At 39.2% G+C, this 18,016-nt stretch carries 16 protein-coding genes; 9 read left to right on the forward strand and 7 right to left on the reverse strand.

Translation table 11 applies throughout. The features are described from left to right. Positions 1-55: 55 nt before the first annotated feature. Positions 56-976 carry a glyoxylate/hydroxypyruvate reductase A gene (locus RB215_RS10455; RefSeq protein ID WP_309216324.1) on the reverse strand — a complete coding sequence of 307 codons (921 nt, stop codon included), beginning with the start codon at positions 974-976 and terminating at the stop codon, positions 56-58. A 50-nt stretch (positions 977-1,026) separates the two neighbouring features. Then, complete coding sequence (locus RB215_RS10460; RefSeq protein WP_309216325.1) at positions 1,027-2,445, reverse strand: MATE family efflux transporter; 1,419 nt, start codon at positions 2,443-2,445, stop codon at positions 1,027-1,029. A gap of 242 nt (positions 2,446-2,687) precedes the next feature. Here RB215_RS10460 and RB215_RS10465 point away from each other — a divergent pair, with 242 nt between their 5' ends. Then, a complete protein-coding gene (locus RB215_RS10465) occupies positions 2,688-3,341 on the forward strand; it encodes an OmpW family protein (RefSeq protein ID WP_179807455.1) in 654 nt (217 codons plus the stop codon). A 94-nt stretch (positions 3,342-3,435) separates the two neighbouring features. Here RB215_RS10465 and RB215_RS10470 read toward each other — a convergent pair whose 3' ends face one another. The 3 genes from RB215_RS10470 to bcsG form a co-directional block, all read right to left on the reverse strand. Continuing rightward, on the reverse strand, positions 3,436-3,972 hold the full coding sequence (locus RB215_RS10470) for a thioesterase family protein (RefSeq protein WP_179807456.1): 537 nt from the start codon (positions 3,970-3,972) through the stop codon (positions 3,436-3,438). Positions 3,973-4,100: 128 nt separating this feature from the next. Then, positions 4,101-5,657 (reverse strand): transcriptional regulator TyrR, encoded by a 1,557-nt coding sequence (gene tyrR / locus RB215_RS10475; protein ID WP_011328814.1) that lies wholly within the window; start codon positions 5,655-5,657, stop codon positions 4,101-4,103. Between the two features lie 128 nt (positions 5,658-5,785). After that, positions 5,786-6,022, reverse strand: coding sequence for a cellulose biosynthesis protein BcsG (gene bcsG / locus RB215_RS10480; protein ID WP_375144241.1), 237 nt, complete (start codon positions 6,020-6,022; stop codon positions 5,786-5,788). Between the two features lie 765 nt (positions 6,023-6,787). Between bcsG and RB215_RS10485 the strand changes: the two genes are divergently transcribed. From RB215_RS10485 to RB215_RS10505, 5 genes are all read left to right on the forward strand, one after another. Then, entirely contained in the window at positions 6,788-8,278 is a 1,491-nt protein-coding gene (locus RB215_RS10485; protein ID WP_309216326.1) for a peptide MFS transporter, read from the forward strand. A gap of 777 nt (positions 8,279-9,055) precedes the next feature. Further along, the gene (gene hppD, locus RB215_RS10490; RefSeq protein WP_011328825.1) at positions 9,056-10,102 is read left to right on the forward strand and encodes a 4-hydroxyphenylpyruvate dioxygenase; all 1,047 of its coding nucleotides are present in this window, start codon (positions 9,056-9,058) and stop codon (positions 10,100-10,102) included. A gap of 212 nt (positions 10,103-10,314) precedes the next feature. Continuing rightward, positions 10,315-11,628, forward strand: a complete 1,314-nt coding sequence (fahA, locus tag RB215_RS10495; protein ID WP_086998865.1) for a fumarylacetoacetase — start codon at positions 10,315-10,317, stop codon at positions 11,626-11,628. Positions 11,629-11,770: 142 nt separating this feature from the next. Continuing rightward, on the forward strand, positions 11,771-12,934 hold the full coding sequence (locus RB215_RS10500) for a M23 family metallopeptidase (RefSeq protein WP_086998862.1): 1,164 nt from the start codon (positions 11,771-11,773) through the stop codon (positions 12,932-12,934). Next, positions 12,924-13,406, forward strand: coding sequence for a polymer-forming cytoskeletal protein (locus tag RB215_RS10505; protein ID WP_309216327.1), 483 nt, complete (start codon positions 12,924-12,926; stop codon positions 13,404-13,406). The genes RB215_RS10500 and RB215_RS10505 overlap by 11 nt, the downstream gene beginning before the upstream one ends. On the opposite strand, the gene RB215_RS10510 is transcribed toward RB215_RS10505, so the two are convergent. Then, positions 13,407-13,880, reverse strand: coding sequence for a hotdog fold domain-containing protein (locus RB215_RS10510; RefSeq protein ID WP_089368608.1), 474 nt, complete (start codon positions 13,878-13,880; stop codon positions 13,407-13,409). Between the two features lie 380 nt (positions 13,881-14,260). Here RB215_RS10510 and RB215_RS10515 point away from each other — a divergent pair, with 380 nt between their 5' ends. From RB215_RS10515 to RB215_RS10525, 3 genes are read left to right on the forward strand one after another with little or no spacing between them, the layout of a single operon-like run. Then, a complete protein-coding gene (locus RB215_RS10515; protein WP_011328830.1) occupies positions 14,261-15,454 on the forward strand; it encodes a multidrug effflux MFS transporter in 1,194 nt (397 codons plus the stop codon). 2 nt (positions 15,455-15,456) lie between these two features. After that, the gene (locus RB215_RS10520) at positions 15,457-16,089 is read left to right on the forward strand and encodes a LysE family translocator (protein WP_011328831.1); all 633 of its coding nucleotides are present in this window, start codon (positions 15,457-15,459) and stop codon (positions 16,087-16,089) included. Between the two features lie 18 nt (positions 16,090-16,107). Then, a complete protein-coding gene (locus RB215_RS10525) occupies positions 16,108-16,572 on the forward strand; it encodes a methylglyoxal synthase (protein ID WP_011328832.1) in 465 nt (154 codons plus the stop codon). An 11-nt stretch (positions 16,573-16,583) separates the two neighbouring features. Here RB215_RS10525 and yegD read toward each other — a convergent pair whose 3' ends face one another. After that, a complete protein-coding gene (yegD, locus tag RB215_RS10530) occupies positions 16,584-17,948 on the reverse strand; it encodes a molecular chaperone (protein WP_309216328.1) in 1,365 nt (454 codons plus the stop codon). Positions 17,949-18,016 lie beyond the last annotated feature (68 nt).

Below are 18,016 nucleotides of genomic sequence, written 5' to 3' on the forward strand. Positions count from 1 at the left end.
AATAATAAAAATTACACCTGTTAACAAGATGTTTATCAAATCATTTTCTTTGTGGCTAATAGCCTTTGGTTCTATCAACCCGGTTTTTAAGTGGTGTGCCATTAGTTAAGCATTGAATACTCACTTCAATTTGTTCAATAACGCAGTTAACATCTGATAATGCAGCGCAATGTGGTGTTATGGTTATTTTAGGATGCAGCCAATATGGATGCTCACTTGGTAATGGCTCTTGATCGAATGCATCAAGCGTGGCGGCGCGTAAACGGTCACTATTAAGTGCCTGTAATAAATCAGCTTCTATTACGTGCTGGCCGCGTGCCGCATTTACTAATACTGCATGGGCGGGTAATTTAGCCAATAAATCTTTGTTAATAATTCCGGCCGTGTTTTCGGTCAGCGGTAATAAGCACACTAAATAATCTGTATTAGGCAGCATTTCGTTTAGCCCATGTTCTCCATAATACATGGTCACGTTATTCACGTCTTTATGGCTTTGTGCCCACGCGCTCACGCTAAAGCCATTATCAACGAGTCTTTGCGCACAAGCTCTGCCTAATTGACCAAAGCCTAAAATAGCCACTTTGTTGTGACTTAATACCCGATTTGGTTTCCATTGCGTTGCGGCTTGTTTTTGATAATATTCTTTTAATTGTAGTTTTTGCGCCAATACGTGAGTAAGTACATACTCGGCCATATCTACTTCTAATTGGGAGTCAACAATACGCACTACTTCAACATGCTCTGGCAGCAAGTCTAAATCAACGCTATCAACCCCAGCACCAAACGACGACACCACTTTTAAATTAGGTAATTGTGCCCATAGTTCTTTTGGCGCATACCAGGCTAATACAAACTCAACTTTACTGAAATCTTCACACTGTGAATATTGCTCAATGTGTATATTAGGTAAGCGTGCTTGTAACTGCGACACCAGCTTAGAATTATCACGATCCCCTATAGCAACCAAAACAGACATAGTTATTCCTTATAAAGTTAATTATACGGCAGCAAAACCCACCGCAATGTTTAGTGACTGCCTTCTTCGATGAAGGCTTCTTGGCTAATTTTTGCTATGTCTTTGTCTTCTTTGGTTAAAATAGTTTTTTGCCACGAACCTTGAGTAAACCACGCATAGGTAATAAGCGCAATAACTACGTTGGTAATGGCAAATGAATACCAAATACCGTGATCTCCTAATTGCGTATGTTTAGATAAAATATACGCCGCAGGAAACTGTACAACCCCCTGTGATAACAGGGCAACTAACATAGCATTAAGCATATTGCCTGATGCCCTAAAAGCAGCCACGACACAAAGTTGTACACCAATTCCCCCCCAAGTTAAACACATTATGCGAATAAATTTTGCGCCTTTAGCGATTACAGCCCCATCATCGGGAATAAAAAATGCAACTAAATGCTCGGCAAAATAATAGGCTACCCCTCCCACAAACGACAGGCCTAGTAAGCCCCATAAACTAGCAAGCTGAGTTATTTGCGCAGCGCGTTTGGGGTTTCCTGCGCCCATATTTTGCCCCACTAATGTAGACACAGCCATCGACAAACCCATTGCTGGGATCATCACCATTTGTAAAACATTGGAGCCAACACCGTAAGATGCAATCGTTTGCGTGCCAAAACTTGCCACTAAAAAAGACATGATAATTAAACCAAAAGCACGAGCCGACAATTCAATTGAACCCGGAGCGCCTAAAAAGAAGGCTTGTTTTATATATTGCCAATCGGGGTAAAAGCTTTTTAGCTGTAATTGAATACCATGACGGCCGCGTAAAAATATAATTACCCCAGCAAGTGCAGCTAAGCTCTGCGTTACTAAAGTTGCCAGTGCAGCTCCCATTACCCCTAAGCCTTGAAAACTGCCATAGCCAAAAATAAATAACGGATCGAGTACAAAATTAAGCAACACGGTCACGCTCACAATAATTAGCGGTACTTTTGTTTGGCCAATACCACGCATTAACGATTGGAACATGGCATAAATAAATACAAAAATAACCCCAATAAACGATACATGCATAAACTTAAGTGCATCGCCATAAACAGCGTCTTCTACCCCTAAAAGGGTTAAAAAATAAGGCGATAGCATATAACCTATGCCCCCCAGCACTATGGCTGTTAGCGTCACCATTAACATAGTTTGCGCGGCAACATGATTTACTTTGTCTTGCTGCCCTGCTCCCATATATTGCGCCGATAAAATAGCCCCCGCCATCGCCAACCCTGCACCTATGGCAATGACTAAAAAAGTAACAGGCATACTAATAGACACAGCAGCAACTTGCGCAGCCCCTAGACGCCCCACCCAAAAAGCGTCAGTGAGTTGATACGCCGACTGTAAAACATTGATTAAAATTATAGGAATACCTAACTTAAGCAGCGCTTTAGAAATTGAACCATGAAGAAACAGCTGCTGGGTAGCGTTCATTTAACCTGCTTAATATTGAAAAGAAGACATAAAGATAAGTTTAACAAACTTGGCTGATTTTATTCTGAATATTACCTAAATAAGTCAATAGCTTTTGTTATGTACTGTGGAGAAACTTAATCTAAATCAATAAATGATTTTGCTAACTTCAAACATTTCTGAAACCTTGATCTAAAACAAGTTATTGTTTGTGTTAATGAATAATAATAGCGGCAATCAAAAAGTAGTTCTTGGAGAACAACATGAAAACTAAATTAAGCATTGCATTACTCACCTCTTTATTAGCACTCTCTCCTGCTGCACACGCTAACTTTAGCGTAAACGTGGGTGCTATAAACGTAAACCCTGATAGTACTAGCTCACCAATTAACGAAGATTCTGCCCGAGGACTTAATCCGGGTTCAGATACTCAGTTAGGTATTACTGTTGATTATGCTTTTAATGAGCAATGGGTGTTAGAGTTAATTGCAGCTACACCGTTTTCACATGATATAAATGGCGCGGGTGGTTTAGCGGGCAATAAAATAGCTAACATTAAGCATTTACCTCCTTCGTTAGTAGCGCAATATCACTTTTTAGATTCAAGCTACGCGTTTCGCCCTTTTGTTGGTGTAGGTGTTAACTATACAACTTTCTTTGATGAGCAACCTTCTCAAGCACTAAAAACAGTACTTGGAACAGATGATGTAGAAGTTAAACTTGATGATTCGTTTGGCTTTGTAGCGCAAGTGGGTGCTAACTATAAAATAGATGAAAAATGGGGCCTACACGCTATGGTTTCAATTATGGATATTGAAACTGATGCAACTGTCTATGCCGATGGCGCTCAAGCATTAACGTCAACCGTTAAAATTGACCCAATTGTGGCGATGTTTGGGGTTAAATACAGCTTTTAATAGTAATAAGCATGTGTGTTAAAAAGGCCGTAAGGCCTTTTTTTTCAACTATTGATTATTACTCATAACTAACCAGAGCTCAGGTTAACTATTATTATCGTGGTAAATTAGTTACTTTTTTCTGCTCTAACATTTCTTTCCAGTGCATTACTTCACTTGGTAAAATAGGGGCTACACCTTTAAAGTCAGCTACTTCCAGCATTTCTTCAATGCTAATTATGCCCTTTTTACTTTTAAATACGCCGCGCACATAAGCAATTGCGTGTAAGCCACGCTGAGAGTGAAATTTTTGCTCTATATAAAAGTACTTATGATCCCAGCCCACTAAGCGCGTGCTAATTGTATAACGCTGCATAGGTTTTATATCGCGAATATAAGTAATAGCAGTCGCGTTTACAATTGGAAACCAACGACGTTTTAATATGTGCTTTAATAAACCCACCCGCTCTGTCATCCAAGTGCGCGATAAATCCATCATAGCCAAGTAACGTGAATTAGTTAAATGTAAGTTTATATCGCAATCTGTAGGTAGGGCTTTGTAATCAATATTTACCGTATCAAGTAAGTGTTGATAGTCATGGTTACGTTTAATTTTAAAAAACAATAAAATAAGTCGAATGTATAAGTTCACGGCAGAGGTCTTACCAGTTAAAATTAAATTAAGTGTATCACACGCGTTTAGCCAAAATTTACTTTATTAAAGTAAATAACTATAAGCTACCCGCGCACGTTTAAGCTTATAGTTATTACTTTGCGTTACTAAACTTTTACTGTTTTACGATTAATACCATAATCACGTAACTTGTTTGCCACCGCGGTGTGGCTTAAACCAAGGCGCTTTGCTAGTTGGCGTGAGCTAGGATAAGCAGGATATAGCTTACGTAATAACGTAGCTTCAAAGCGTTTAACTGCTTGATCAAGTGAGCCTTCAAAATCTGATTCTAAATACCCTAAATCATGGGTAAATGTAGGGAGCTGTAAATGCTCAACGCGTAATTCACTGTCATCTAACAAAGACACAGCACGGTAAATTGCGTTTTCTAATTGGCGCACATTACCCGGCCACGGATAATCTTGTAAAAAGCTTAAACACTCTTGTGATAACAACGGCACGTCATGACCATTTTGCTGTGCGTACTTTTGAATAAAGTGCTCAGCAAGCGGCCCCACATCGGCTTTGCGATCTCTCAGTGGTGCTATTTCTAGCGTTAAAACGTTAATACGGTAATATAAGTCTTCTCTAAAAACACCTTCTTGCACCATAGCAGGCAAGTCTTTTTGAGTGGCAGCAACAATACGTACATTAACTTTTACTTCGTTTTCATCGCCTACTTTTCTAAATGTGCCATCTTGTAAAAAGCGCAGTAACTTGGTTTGTAATTGAGTAGACATTTCGCCCACTTCATCCAAAAATACAGTACCGCCATCGGCTTGTTCAAGTACGCCACGTTTTGGCGCGGCGTTTTCTTCGTAACCGGCATAACCAAATAATTCAGATTCGGCCACATCATCGGGTAGCGAAGCACACGACAAAGCAATAAAAGGCTTAACAGAGCGATTAGAAGCGTAATGACATGCACGTGCAAGTAACTCTTTACCAGTTCCGGTTTCACCAGTAATTAAAATAGGCGCCTCTAACTGCGCCATTTTGCGTGCTTCACGCACTACTCGGCGCATTGCAGTGCTAAAGTTATGAATAGTAGCAAAGCTCTCTTGTCCATAGCGTCTAAAAGCACTTACTTGTTGGCCTAAGCGACTTTGCGATTTAATATTTATTACCGCCCCGGCTAGCACATCGCCTTCGTTACTTTGCGGAACAGCAATGGGTAAAATATCCGCAATAAAATCTTCACCTGCCACTTCTACGCGCGTAGTTTGGCCAAGTACTTCTTTACCCTCAAGCCAGCGAGTAAAATTAAAACCTTTAAGTAAGTTATTAATATTGGCACCAATAACTTCTTTTTCTGTTAGTTGTAAATCTTTGCACGCTGCGTCATTACATAAACGCACCCAACCTTTGGCATCTATAGAAATAACGCCATCGGGTAGTGCTCTTAGTAGCGTATTTAATTCGTTATGTTCACGCTCTGAGGGTAAAAATGCCGTGGTGCGTACATCATGCACACCATCAATTAAGCGAATTGATGGCATGATTTTTTGAAACTGCTCAAATTCTATTTCAGGAAAGCTAACATACATACGACAATTAACTGAGTCGACTTCAATCCCTTTTAAATCAACATTATAGTTAACTAAAATATTAAGGATTTCTTGAGCAATACCAACTCGATCCGCACAATGAATATCTAAACGCATACAGCCTCAAATAAGGGGAAACTATTTGCGCTGAATAATACGCTAACTCTGATCAGCTGGATAGTTTAATGTAAACAAATTTGGACATATATGCGTTTTTTTTGCTTGAGCTAAATATAAAAAATAACTCACCCTCGGGGATATAAAGTCCACTCACCGCCATCTAATTGAATATATGGACGTTTATTAACATACATCATTATTGTTCCGGCATTTTCTGCTACTTTTTGCGAAGTAGGTAACTGGCTCACTAATTCTGCCATATTATTACTTTTCCCTGCAAAGTAATTACTCTTCATCACCTTAGTTATCAGCTCAGATAGAGCAAAGTAGCTGCTTGTATTTGTCACTGTTATTTGCGGCATACGAGGCAGGTCAGGACCTATAAATTTAACAATACCAAGTAGATAAATCAGTTACCAATTCAGTATACACTATACCCTCTTAACCTATGTGCAATCTGAGATGCTTTAGGAGGGCTATGCTCAACTAACTTGACCGCTAATTTATCGTACGATTTAGATGCTAACTGGGATTTTGGTTAAGTATTGACTTGCAGTCAAAACGTCAAAAGTAATCAACGTTATCCGCTAATGGGTTTTATTAGTTTAAGTGAAAAACTTATGTTTATAGGGAATATTACAGCCCGTCAAACTATATAGGTATTTCATTACCATTAAGTTATGACGCACGTTAAGGTGAAAATTTTATCTACCTGATTAAAATCAGTATTTCCTACCCATAAACTAAATCGAACACAATCGACTTTTAAGAGCCTAATTTAGGGCAGCTTTCTATATGTTACTATTTCAATCCTGTTTACGGCACATTAGCATTCCCAGGCAAACCTATAATACCTTATGCTGACTTTTAACAAGGTTTGTTGTGTTTAAACCATAAAGCTTAACACTTCCCCTCGCACTAAGGTCTATGTATACTAATGCGCAATTGTAGCTAGGATAAGGGTGTGACTCTTACCTACAGCTTTACTACCTTAACGGCAAACCATTACCTTAGCTGCATTAAACAATACTGATGGTCGAGCATTTAGCGTGTAATACATGGCGCTAAATAGCTAAAGCAAAAATATATAAGGCCATTACAACAATACTTAAAGTTAGGAAGTAAATATGAGTTCAGCTCCAGATAGTGGTTGGTTTGGCCACCCTAAAGGACTTTCAACCTTGTTCTTCACCGAAATGTGGGAACGAATGAGTTATTACGGTATGCGAGCTATGCTCGTATTATTCATGACAGCAAGTTTACAACAAGAAGGCTTAGCCTTCACCGTTGCTTCAGCTGCTGCTATTTACGGTTTGTACACAGGCGCAGTATACTTTTTAGGCTTACCTGGTGGTTGGCTAGCTGATAGATTATTCGGCGGTCAAAAAGCGGTTTGGTATGGCGGTATTATTATTATGTGTGGCCACATTATTTTGGCTATTCCACATGATTACTCATTTTTTATTGGTTTAATTTTTGTAGCAACGGGTACCGGCTTACTAAAACCAAATATCAGCGCTATGGTTGGACAACTATACAGTGATGCTGATGAACGTCGTGATGGCGGGTATGCTATTTACTACATGGGTATTAACTTAGGTTCATTAATTGGTTATTACGTTTGTGGTTACTTTATGGAAAATCTAGGTTGGCACTGGGCGTTTGGTGCTGCAGCTGTTGGTATGGCTATTGGCTTAGTGCAATACAAGCGCTCACTTAAAAACTTACCTGAGCATAGTGCTCTACCAGCTAATCCTTTAGGTCCTAAAGGTACTGCTCGCGCATGGGGCAGTATTGCTATGTTTATCATTATAGCGGCTGCTATCACTACCGCCGCTATGACTGGCGCTATAATTATTAATCCAACGGTAGTTGCAGGTTATACTGCGATTGCATTCACTATTATTTTCTTTGTTTATTTTGGTCTTATCTACTTTAAAGGTAAGTTAACCGATGCTGAAAAACAAAGAATGTGGGCACTATTTTTAGTATGTATAGCTTCTGCCTGTTTTTGGTCTGGCTTTGAGCAAGCAGGTTCATCATTAAACTTATTTGCACGTGATTATACTGACCGTCTTATTGGTACTTTTGAAATCCCTACAACTTGGTTTCAGTCATTAAACTCGCTGTTTATTATTGCGCTATCACCATTTTTTGCAGCGCTTTGGATTAATATGTCAAAGCGTCTTGTTTCACCATCTTATAGTGCAAAATGTGCTGTTGGTTTAATTATAATGGCAACAGGTTTCTTAGTTATGTTTATGGCAGCGCATTATGCGGCTGAAGGCCTAAAAGTAGCACCTTACTGGCTTGTTACTACCTACTTTTTACACACTGTGGGTGAGCTTTGTTTGAGCCCTGTGGCATTAAGTGCTGTAAGTAAGTTATCGCCTCGTCGCTACACAGGCCAAATGATGGGCGTATTTGTATTAACTTATTCTATCGGTAATATCATTGCAGGATTACTTGCTGGTAACTTCGATCCAAATAATGTTGATGAAATACCTAACTTATACCTACAAATAGCATTATTTAGTATTGGTGTTGGTATTATTTTAGTACTAATGACCTTTAAATCTAAAGTGTGGGAAAGACAGGGACTAAGCGAGGAAGCTTAACCCCCTCTTAACTAAACCTTTATTAATGAGCTTTTAACGCCTCCCCATAGCAATATGGGGAGGCGTTATCTTGATAGTTAAATACAAATTTCATTTTGTATAAAATAAGTTTAGCTACTTTTTCATTGTTTTTATCTGCTTACCTCGCATCAAGTCACTCCCAACATCAACACCCTTTACCCAGCCTCTAATTAGTACATTGCTTACTACTACCAGTGCTAGCTGGTATGTAACCCTTAAATGACTTTAAAATTATTAGTTCCTGTAAATACTATAACCTCTGATACAGAGCTTCACTGAAAAAGCTTACAAGTAACGCGCAACAAAAGCTGACTTTTAAGCAAACAACCCGAGAGCTCAATCAAAGTGTTGAACGCCATTACCAACTTGCACCCGCAATAAAACCTAATTTATGGTTAGAGCAACGTAGCAAGTTCTTTAACAATAGCAAACCGTAAACAATTAAATACAAAAAACCTTGTTTTTACTACAGTAAAAAAAGAGATTTAAGTTAGCTTAAATCTCTTTATAAAAAATAAACAACAACAAAATCAATAGCTAAAACTTAAAATGCCGCACTTATTCAAACGTTTTCATACATACGCGTATTTAAAGCACTCAGCAAAAAAGTAACTTACTGCTAACCGTCCTATAAAATTTACACACGCGCTGTTTACTAAATAACAACGCCCCCTTCCCCAAAGTACAAATTTAGTTAATCATCTACAGCAATACGACAACAAATAATCGCAGTGCTTAATTGCGGGAGTAATGATAATGAGTGAAGTAAATAACCCTTTAGGTTTAGTTGGTATCGAATTTACCGAGTATGCGACACCTGATGCAGATTACATGGATAAAGTATTTACCGACTTTGGCTTTTCAAAGCTAAAAAAATTCAAAGGTAAAGACATTGTTTATTACAATCAAAACGATATTCATTTTTTATTAAATAACGAGCGTGATGGCTTTTCGGCACAGTTTGCTAAAGATCATGGCCCGGCTATTTGTTCTATGGGTTGGCGAGTAGAGAATGCACAAAAAGCATTTGAAGCAGCGGTAGAGCGCGGTGCAAAACCAGCAACCGACTCGGCAAATAAAGATTTACCTTACCCTGCAATTTATGGCATTGGCGACAGCTTAATTTACTTTATTGAGCAATTTGGCGAAAAAGGCTCTATTTACGCACAAGACTTTGAGGATCTAGCCGAGCAAAACGTGGTTGACGATAAAGGCTTTATTCGCATCGACCATTTAACTAATAATGTTTATAAAGGCACCATGGAAAAATGGGCTAACTTTTATAAAGATGTATTTGGTTTTACAGAAGTTCGCTACTTCGACATTAAAGGCCAAAAAACAGCGTTAATTTCGTATGCGCTTAAATCGCCTTGTGGCACTTTCTCTATTCCTATTAACGAAGGTAAAGGCAACGATAATAACCAAATCGATGAATACCTTGGTGAATACAATGGCCCTGGCGTACAGCATTTAGCATTTTTAACTGACGACTTAGTAAGCTCACTTGATAAGCTTGATAAATCGACTATTGCAACTTTGGATATTATTCCTGAGTACTACGATACTATTTTTGACCGTGTACCTTGGGTTGCTGAAGACAAAGAAAAAATTCGTGAGCATCAAATTCTAGTAGATAGCCAAAGTGAAAACTGTTACTTACTACAAATTTTCTCTAAAAACCTATTTGGTCCTATTTTTATTGAAATGATTCAGCGAGTTGACGATGGTGGCTTTGGTGAAGGTAACTTCCAAGCACTATTTGAATCAATTGAACGCGACCAAGAGCGCCGTGGCGTTTTATAAGTAGTTAGCATTTATATTTTAAAAGCAGCGTAACTCGCTGCTTTTTGTCGTTTTACGCTGATATTGAGTAACAATTCTACTCTGTCTGTTTAAATCGTGCTATTCATCACCATATAAGCTGTTAATAATAGATGTTTTTAATCTTTATATGCTTATTTAATAAATTGATATTTATACTGATTAGCACGACCAACTAAACCAAAGGAAATGTAATGAGTTTAATTAACGAAACCCATGATATAAATTTAACAAGCTGGGTAGCCTCTGCAAACGTTGCAGATTGCGACTTCCCTATTCAAAATCTACCTTTTGCTGAAGTTCGTCGTAAAAATAGCAACGAAGCTTTTCGTGGCGCTGTCGCTATTGGCGATCAGGTTATCGATTTAGCAAAACTAAATGAACTCGCTATTTTTAGTGGTGATGCGCAAACAGCCATTGCTGCTGCAAGTAACACAACATTAAATGAATTTATGAGCCTTGGGCAGCAATATTGGTCAGCACTGCGTTTAGCATTATCTAAAGCGCTGCGTGAAGGCTCTGAGCATCAGGCTAAATTAAGCGAAGCGCTTATTGCACAGGCTGATATTGAGTTTGCATTGCCGTGTCGCATTGGTGATTACACCGACTTTTACACCTCTATCTACCATGCAACTGCTGTGGGTAGCTTGTTTCGCCCAGACAACCCACTACTACCTAACTATAAATGGGTACCTATTGGTTATCATGGTCGCTCATCATCTATTGGTGTATCGGGCCAACAATTTCATCGCCCTAAAGGCCAAACCAAAGCGCCAGATGCTGAAGTACCATCGTTTGGCCCGTGTAAACGCCTTGATTATGAACTAGAAGTAGGTATTTACTTAGGTAAAGGTAACGCGTTAGGTGATGCTATAGCGATTGAAAATGCTGAAAACCATGTATTTGGCTTTTGTGTATTTAACGATTGGTCAGCACGTGATTTACAAGCGTGGGAATATCAGCCGTTAGGGCCGTTTTTAGCTAAAAACTTTGCATCAACGGTATCTCCTTGGATAGTGACAACTGAAGCGCTAGCACCATTTAGAACAAGCTGGACACGAGATGAAAACGATCCACAACCATTGGATTATTTAGAATCTAAAGCGAACCGTGAACAAGGCGCGTTTGATATTCAAATGGATGTAAAAATTCAAACTCAGCAAATGCGTGATGAAGGTCATACACCAACGCGTGTATCAACCTCAAGCTTTAAGCACTCATACTGGACAGTTGCGCAAATGGTAACGCACCATACTGTGAATGGTTGTAACTTTATGCCAGGTGATATGCTGGGCTCGGGTACGCAATCTGGCCCAACCCATGAAGAAGCGGGTTCGTTACTTGAGCTTTCTCGTGGTGGTAAAGAAAAAATCACGCTGAGCAATGGCCAACAACGTAGCTTTTTAGAAGACGGCGATAACGTTATTATGCGTGGCTGGTGTGAAAAAGAAGGTTACGCACGCATTGGTTTTGGCTGTGTAGAGAGTACTGTACTCGCTGCAAAATAATTTAAAGAATAAATTTTTTTGCTAAAAAGGATGGCATTTATTGCCGTCCTTTTTTATTAATTCAGTCATAGTTACAATTTTTTCTAGCTTTTTAAACTCAAATTGCTATCTTAGCTTGGTTAATAGCCAGTATTTATGTGTCATGCCTATATTTATAAAGTCTTTTTTTGAACAGTTTTTTCCCTCTCGTCAACTACTTATTCGCCAAAATGGTGAAGTTAAGCATGTGGTTTTGGCGCCTTGGCTGCAAGTTTTTATCGTATTACTTGTATTAGTTACTCTTAGTTGGGTAAGTATTTCGAGCTTTCGGGTTTACTCACAAACTACAAAAATATCAGATATTGAGCAAACTCAACTCGATGAGCAAAAACAATGGCAACAGCAAGTCAGCGAGCAAAAAACACGCCATGACGAACAAATAGCACAATTAGCTGAGCTTGAACAAAAACAAGCTTTACTCCAAAGCATGATCGAATCTCTTCCTGCTTCTCTTAGTAAAGATGTTATAAAGCTGGGTGACGAACTTGAATCTCCTATTGAAGAAGAGCAAAGCGAGTTTCATGAACCTTTAGTCGATGACAGCGCTCAAAGTAAACAGGTGCAAAATACGCCCCCTAGTACATTCGCTGCTCGCTATGCACAGCTAAATCAATACTACGAGCAAAATTTTTTATCGCTTGAAAGTCAAATTACCCAACGTCATAACGCCATTTTAGCTATGCTTAAAGGTGCAGGGCTAGAGTCTGCATTAGCGCAACATTTAGCATTAAGCGAGCAAACAACCGCTCAAGGTGGTCCGTTAGATGTATTCGATGAAGCAAAAATTCCTGGCACATTTTTAGCTATTGCCGATAAATTATTACTACTAAATAATTTAGAAAACTTTTTAAATGAACTGCCTAATACCTTACCGCTGCCAGCTGCAAAGTATTATATTTCTAGCAACTTTGGATTGCGAAAAGATCCAATGAACAGTCGCCGCGCCTTTCATAAGGGCGTTGATTTAGCCGGCTGGCATAAAACTGAAATATTTGCTCCTGCCGACGGTACTGTACTGCGCGCTGGGCGCAATGGCGGTTATGGTAACTTTATAGAACTTGAACATAAAAATGGCTTAGTCACTCGCTTTGGTCATTTAAATAAAGTTAAAGTAAAAAAAGGCCAAGCAGTCACTAAGCACGATGTAATAGGCTTAATGGGCAGCACCGGCAGAAGTACCAGCACTCACTTACATTATGAAGTGCTTATTGATGGCAAGCATGTCAATCCTCTTAAAATAACAAAGGCGCTCTCTCGTGTTTGGTAAAAAAAAGCAAGTAACAAATAACGCTTCATTAAAACGCGTTAATCACGCTCCTTCTATTATTTCAGAAGATATGCGCCTTACCGGGTCAGTAATAAGCCAAGGTGAAGTGCAACTTGATGGCCGCATTGATGGCGACATTAAAGCTACTCATTTAGTAATTGGCACTACAGGCGTAGTTGAGGGTATTGTTGAAGCGACAAGCGTGATTGTTAAGGGCAAAATAATTGGTTCATTAAATGCCAGTGAAGTTAACATTAAAAATAACGCTCATGTGCATGGTGATATTTTTCACGATACGCTTAGTATAGAAGCTGGTGCAATTATTGAAGGTAATTTAAAACAGCGCTTTGAAAAAGAAAGCTTAACACTCATTAATGATGAGTCAAAGCCGGTGAGCGATGTAAAACCATTAATTAACGAGGACGATATCGGCTTGTCATTCGTAAATAAACAAGCCTCTAATAAAAGCTAGTTACTTTTTAGCTGTAATGTACATAGTAATATCTGCAGTGAATACTAGTTCATTGCGGGTATTATATAATTTTACTGGCACCACTAAGTCTTCTTTATCTAGCCACTGGTGCGGTAAATCAATCTCTGCAATAGCGGTTACATCGGTATCTACTTTAGCTAAATACTGTACCGTCATACCTTTTGGGATCCAACGGTGAGTTTTAACCGGTACCGTGGCATCCACCATCACTCCAGCACATAACTCGGCCAAATTACACTGCGCTATTGCATGTATTGTACCTATGTGATTATGAACCCTACGCCGGTTTTTAACCCGCGCACTACAATGTCCTGCTTTTAAATTAAGTATGTAAGGCTTCATCGAGCCAAAGTATGGCGCTTTAAAACAGACTATTTTAGTAAATAGCCAGTGCCCAAAGGGTAGCTTTTTAACAATGCGCCATGCTGTTAAAACTGAAGATTTATTGCTCATTATTATTTTCCATCGTTCATTCTTTTGTAAAAGTAACACATCAGACCAGTTTGAGGTAGTGTCTTTAAAAGTCCCTTTTAGCTATTTAACCTTAACTTTGGTGAAGAGATTTACTAACGTATTGAATCATAGTTATATTTAAATTTATTTTTTCTAACCAGTGATTTTCAGTGACAATAAGGCGAATTTACGCGTCAACTGCTGATCTATTGCAAGTAAATTCAGCGCAGTTAGCGCTGAAAATATCTGCTTGAGATAAATTTATTACCCAGAGTTCATGTTATTTAAATTAAAAAATATCAATGTCGACGATACTAAGGGTCATAAGCCCTTTCTTTTTTATTAGTCCCCCCCTAAAATACGCGACAAAAGGAGAACTAATGCAAACACAGCCCGCTAAACCAAACTTAACTTTATTACTTATATTAGCGTTACTCGTTATTTTTTGCCCTATGGCTATTGATATTTACCTACCTGCATTTCCAACTATTGCTGAGCAATTTGCTGTTTCAGAGCAGCAAGTACAACAAAGTGTTGCTATTTTTATGCTCACTGTAGGCTTAGGGCAATTAATTGCAGGCCCCCTTGCTGATAAGTTTGGTCGTAAACCGGTCGCTGTCATTGGTATTAGCCTGTATGCGGGCTCTGCCTTGTTAGCCTATTATGCTCCTTCATTTAATATATTGCTGCTCGCGCGTGCTTTACAAGGATTAGGAGCATGTGCCACTTTTGTGGTTGCTTTTGCCATAGTACGTGATAAATACGGTGCACAGCGAAGTGGGCAAATGATCACTTATTTAAATGGTATTATTTGTTTTATTCCAGCATTAGCGCCCATTTTAGGGGCATGGTTAACCGTGCAGTTTGGCTGGCGGATGAATTTTTTATTTTTAACTTTTTTTGCTATTTTTGGCTTAGTTATAACCTTATTATTTTTTAAAGAAACACGCCCAGCAGACAGCTACTATCAAGGCCATATTTTAGATTTACGCCGTTTTATGCCCATTATTAGCACTCCTATATTTTTATTTAATAGCTTACTTTGTATGGTCGCAATGTCGGCAATACTGGTGTACGTAACACTTGCGCCGGGTTGGTTAATTACTCACTTAGGCGGTACAGTTGCTGACTTTACTTTTTGGTTTACACTCAATGCGGTATGTAGCATTGTGGCGAGTTTTATAGCGCCTATGTATATTAAAAATAATAGCCAGCGTGCTTTGCGTCTTGGGGTTGGTTTATTGATTTTTTCGGGGTTATTAATGCTTGCGCTTAGCACCATACAAACCGCGCTGGCACTTATGTTACCTATGCTTATTGCTGCACTTGGTTTTGCTTTAAGTTTAGGCTCTGCAGCTGGTATGGCACTTTCTCGCTTTGCAAAACAAGCCGGAACCGCTTCAGCGCTACTTGGCGCAATGCAAATGAGTGGTGCGAGTATATTAGTGTTTGCAACACAGTTTTTAGGGTTAACTACACCATGGCTAATAGCCTTTCATTTACTATTGTTACTTCCTCTTTGGCTTATTTTAATAAGTAAAAAAGGACATGCTTTACACCCAACTCAAGGCTGATCATGATAAACCCTGATTTTTTAGTTTCTTTTTTACTGGCTAGCTTTTTAATTGCGGTGGCCCCAGGGCCTTCTAATGCCTTTTTAATGGCACAAACCTTTGCTAATGGCCGTACGGCAGGAATGCAAAGTGCGTTTGGTTTTGCCCTCGGTGGAGTAGTACATACATTTTTTGCTGTTGTTGGCTTAACCGCCATACTTAAAGCCTCTGAGGTAGCTTATAGTGCAGTGCAATATGCAGGCGCTGCTTATTTGTGCTACTTAGGGATAATGATGCTTAAAAGCACTTTTATAAAAGAGCCTATTGAGCAATCAGACAAACCACATATAACTACGAAGAAAAGTAAAAATGTAATGTTTCAAGCTATGATGACCGAAGTACTTAACCCTAAAGTGGCATTATTTTTTATCGCGTTTATTCCACAATTTGTTGATCCAGCACTTTCTTCGGCTACTTTTCAGCTCGCCTTTTTTGGTTTGCTGTATCCGCTTTTTGCTTTTCCGATTGATTGCGCTTATATTTATTTTGGCGATAAAATTGCGCGCTTTTTTAGAGATAACCCAAATAGCCAAACTTGGATAGATAGGATCACCGGCATTGTTTTCATTGCCCTTGCTATTAACTTATTACTTTAACAATAAAAAGAATTTTTTATGGACCAAAAAATACAATCGCTACCGGCTAAAAAAAATATTGCACTAGTAGCGCACGATGGTAAAAAAGCGGCTTTAAAATTATGGTGTATAAAACACCTAAACGCACTGAGCGAGCATACATTATATGCCACAGGCACCACAGGGCATTTAATCAATAAAACCACAGGGCTAGATGTGATTCAATTGCTTAGCGGCCCAATGGGTGGCGATCAGCAATTAGGGGCTAAAATTGCTGAGCATGAAATACATATGCTGGTGTTTTTTTGGGACCCGCTGGCATCGCAACCCCACGACCCAGATGTAAAAGCACTACTACGCTTAGCGGCAGTGTGGAACATACCAGTAGCCTGTAATGAAGTAAGTGCTGACATGCTCCTAAGCTCGCCATTAATGAATGTTGAGCTTGAACGCACCTTGCCAGATTACGAAAAGTATTTAGCAACCCGACAAATAGATATTTAATATTTAATGGCTTAGCTGTAAAGCATGCTAGCCCATTTAGTTAAGCCGGCGGTTACACTACCAAAGTGATCGCCATTAACCATTTTAATATCACCTAAATGTTGGCTAAGCGCCGCTTTAATAAGAGGCGACTGTGCACTACCACCGGTTAAATAAATAACATCGGGCGTAGTATCTGCATCATTTATAGCTTGCTTCGCTAAAGCGACTATTTGGCTAATGCTATCATCTACCGCTAACGCTAAATCACTGACTGAAACATCTTTACTTAATGACGCATCTAAAAAGCTAAGATCGCAGTTATAATTAGTGGCTGAAGTTAATGCTATTTTAGCAGCCTCAGCTTGTTGTACTAATTGATGCCCTTGCCTATTTTGCTGCAAATGTATTAATCGCTTAAATAGCTCTGGCGCGCTCACATCGCGCAATTGTGCGCTAAGTTCTCTATGATGGTTAGCACTATAAAATTGGCTTTGTAAGTTTACATCGTTAATTTTACAGGCTTGCCAAAAAGCTTGATTAGGCAAAGGTAGCCCTGATTTAAACGTACTGCCTAAGCCTAAAAGCGGCATCAAGCCATAGTAACTTAAAGCTATGTCTAAATCGTTTCCACCAATACGCTTACCGCTGTGAGCTAAAAAGTCAGCGTCACGGTCACTTTTATCCCGAAAGCTTGGCCCCATTTGCACAAACGAGCAATCGCTGGTACCGCCACCAATATCAATAACCAGTACTTTTTGGTTTTGTGTTAAGTTGCTCTCGTAATCAATACCGGCCGCCAGTGGCTCGTATAAAAATGCGACTTCTTTAAAGCCGGCACGTTTTGCAGCGCGCTCTAAAATACCAATTGCTTGCTGATTTGACTCCTCACCGCCTACCGCCTGAAAGTTAACCGGACGACCAATAACGGTTTGGGTTAACGTTTTGCTTAGTGATTGCTCAGCACGTTGTTTTATTTTTAAAATCATTGCGGTGGCAATGTCTTCAAAAAAGTTAATTTGTCCTTGTTTTAAACCCGTAGCGCCAAAAAATGATTTTGGTGATTTAACAAAATAACCCTCTTCAGGAAATTGCACATACTCGCTAATTGCTTCGCGGCCAACAAATAAGGTTTCGTCTGTGGGGTGTAAATCTAAGTCAGATTTAATTCGTGGTAATGAATTTAGCAATGCTTGGCGCTGAGTTTTAAACGCAAGCTCATCGCTGCTACCTTGTAAATGCTTGGCAACATAGTCAACTACCAACGCACTATGGTGGGTATAAAGTGTTGAAGGTAGGTAATGTTTTCCTTGCTCTAACGGCACTAATTGAACGTTACCCTCGTTCATTACACCCATAGCACAATTAGAACTACCATAATCAAAACCAACAAACATATATCACCATACATCACTAAAAAGGCCGCGCAATTTAGCATACCTAGTAATAAATATATACTCATATA

The sequence above is a fragment of the Pseudoalteromonas sp. HL-AS2 genome, from assembly GCF_031198805.1.
Lineage (GTDB): Bacteria > Pseudomonadota > Gammaproteobacteria > Enterobacterales > Alteromonadaceae > Pseudoalteromonas > Pseudoalteromonas nigrifaciens.

Bases quoted from the DNA above. Each gene is read 5' to 3' on its own strand.
- RB215_RS10455 (WP_309216324.1), bottom strand. From the start codon at position 976: ATGTCTGTTTTGGTTGCTATAGGGGATCGTGATAATTCTAAGCTGGTG.
- RB215_RS10460 (WP_309216325.1), bottom strand. From the start codon at position 2,445: ATGAACGCTACCCAGCAGCTGTTTCTTCATGGTTCAATTTCTAAAGCG.
- RB215_RS10465 (WP_179807455.1), top strand. From the start codon at position 2,688: ATGAAAACTAAATTAAGCATTGCATTACTCACCTCTTTATTAGCACTC.
- tyrR (WP_011328814.1), bottom strand. From the start codon at position 5,657: ATGCGTTTAGATATTCATTGTGCGGATCGAGTTGGTATTGCTCAAGAA.
- bcsG (WP_375144241.1), bottom strand. From the start codon at position 6,022: ATGCCGCAAATAACAGTGACAAATACAAGCAGCTACTTTGCTCTATCT.
- RB215_RS10485 (WP_309216326.1), top strand. From the start codon at position 6,788: ATGAGTTCAGCTCCAGATAGTGGTTGGTTTGGCCACCCTAAAGGACTT.
- hppD (WP_011328825.1), top strand. From the start codon at position 9,056: ATGAGTGAAGTAAATAACCCTTTAGGTTTAGTTGGTATCGAATTTACC.
- fahA (WP_086998865.1), top strand. From the start codon at position 10,315: ATGAGTTTAATTAACGAAACCCATGATATAAATTTAACAAGCTGGGTA.
- RB215_RS10500 (WP_086998862.1), top strand. From the start codon at position 11,771: ATGCCTATATTTATAAAGTCTTTTTTTGAACAGTTTTTTCCCTCTCGT.
- RB215_RS10510 (WP_089368608.1), bottom strand. From the start codon at position 13,880: ATGAGCAATAAATCTTCAGTTTTAACAGCATGGCGCATTGTTAAAAAG.
- RB215_RS10515 (WP_011328830.1), top strand. From the start codon at position 14,261: ATGCAAACACAGCCCGCTAAACCAAACTTAACTTTATTACTTATATTA.
- RB215_RS10520 (WP_011328831.1), top strand. From the start codon at position 15,457: ATGATAAACCCTGATTTTTTAGTTTCTTTTTTACTGGCTAGCTTTTTA.
- RB215_RS10525 (WP_011328832.1), top strand. From the start codon at position 16,108: ATGGACCAAAAAATACAATCGCTACCGGCTAAAAAAAATATTGCACTA.
- yegD (WP_309216328.1), bottom strand. From the start codon at position 17,948: ATGTTTGTTGGTTTTGATTATGGTAGTTCTAATTGTGCTATGGGTGTA.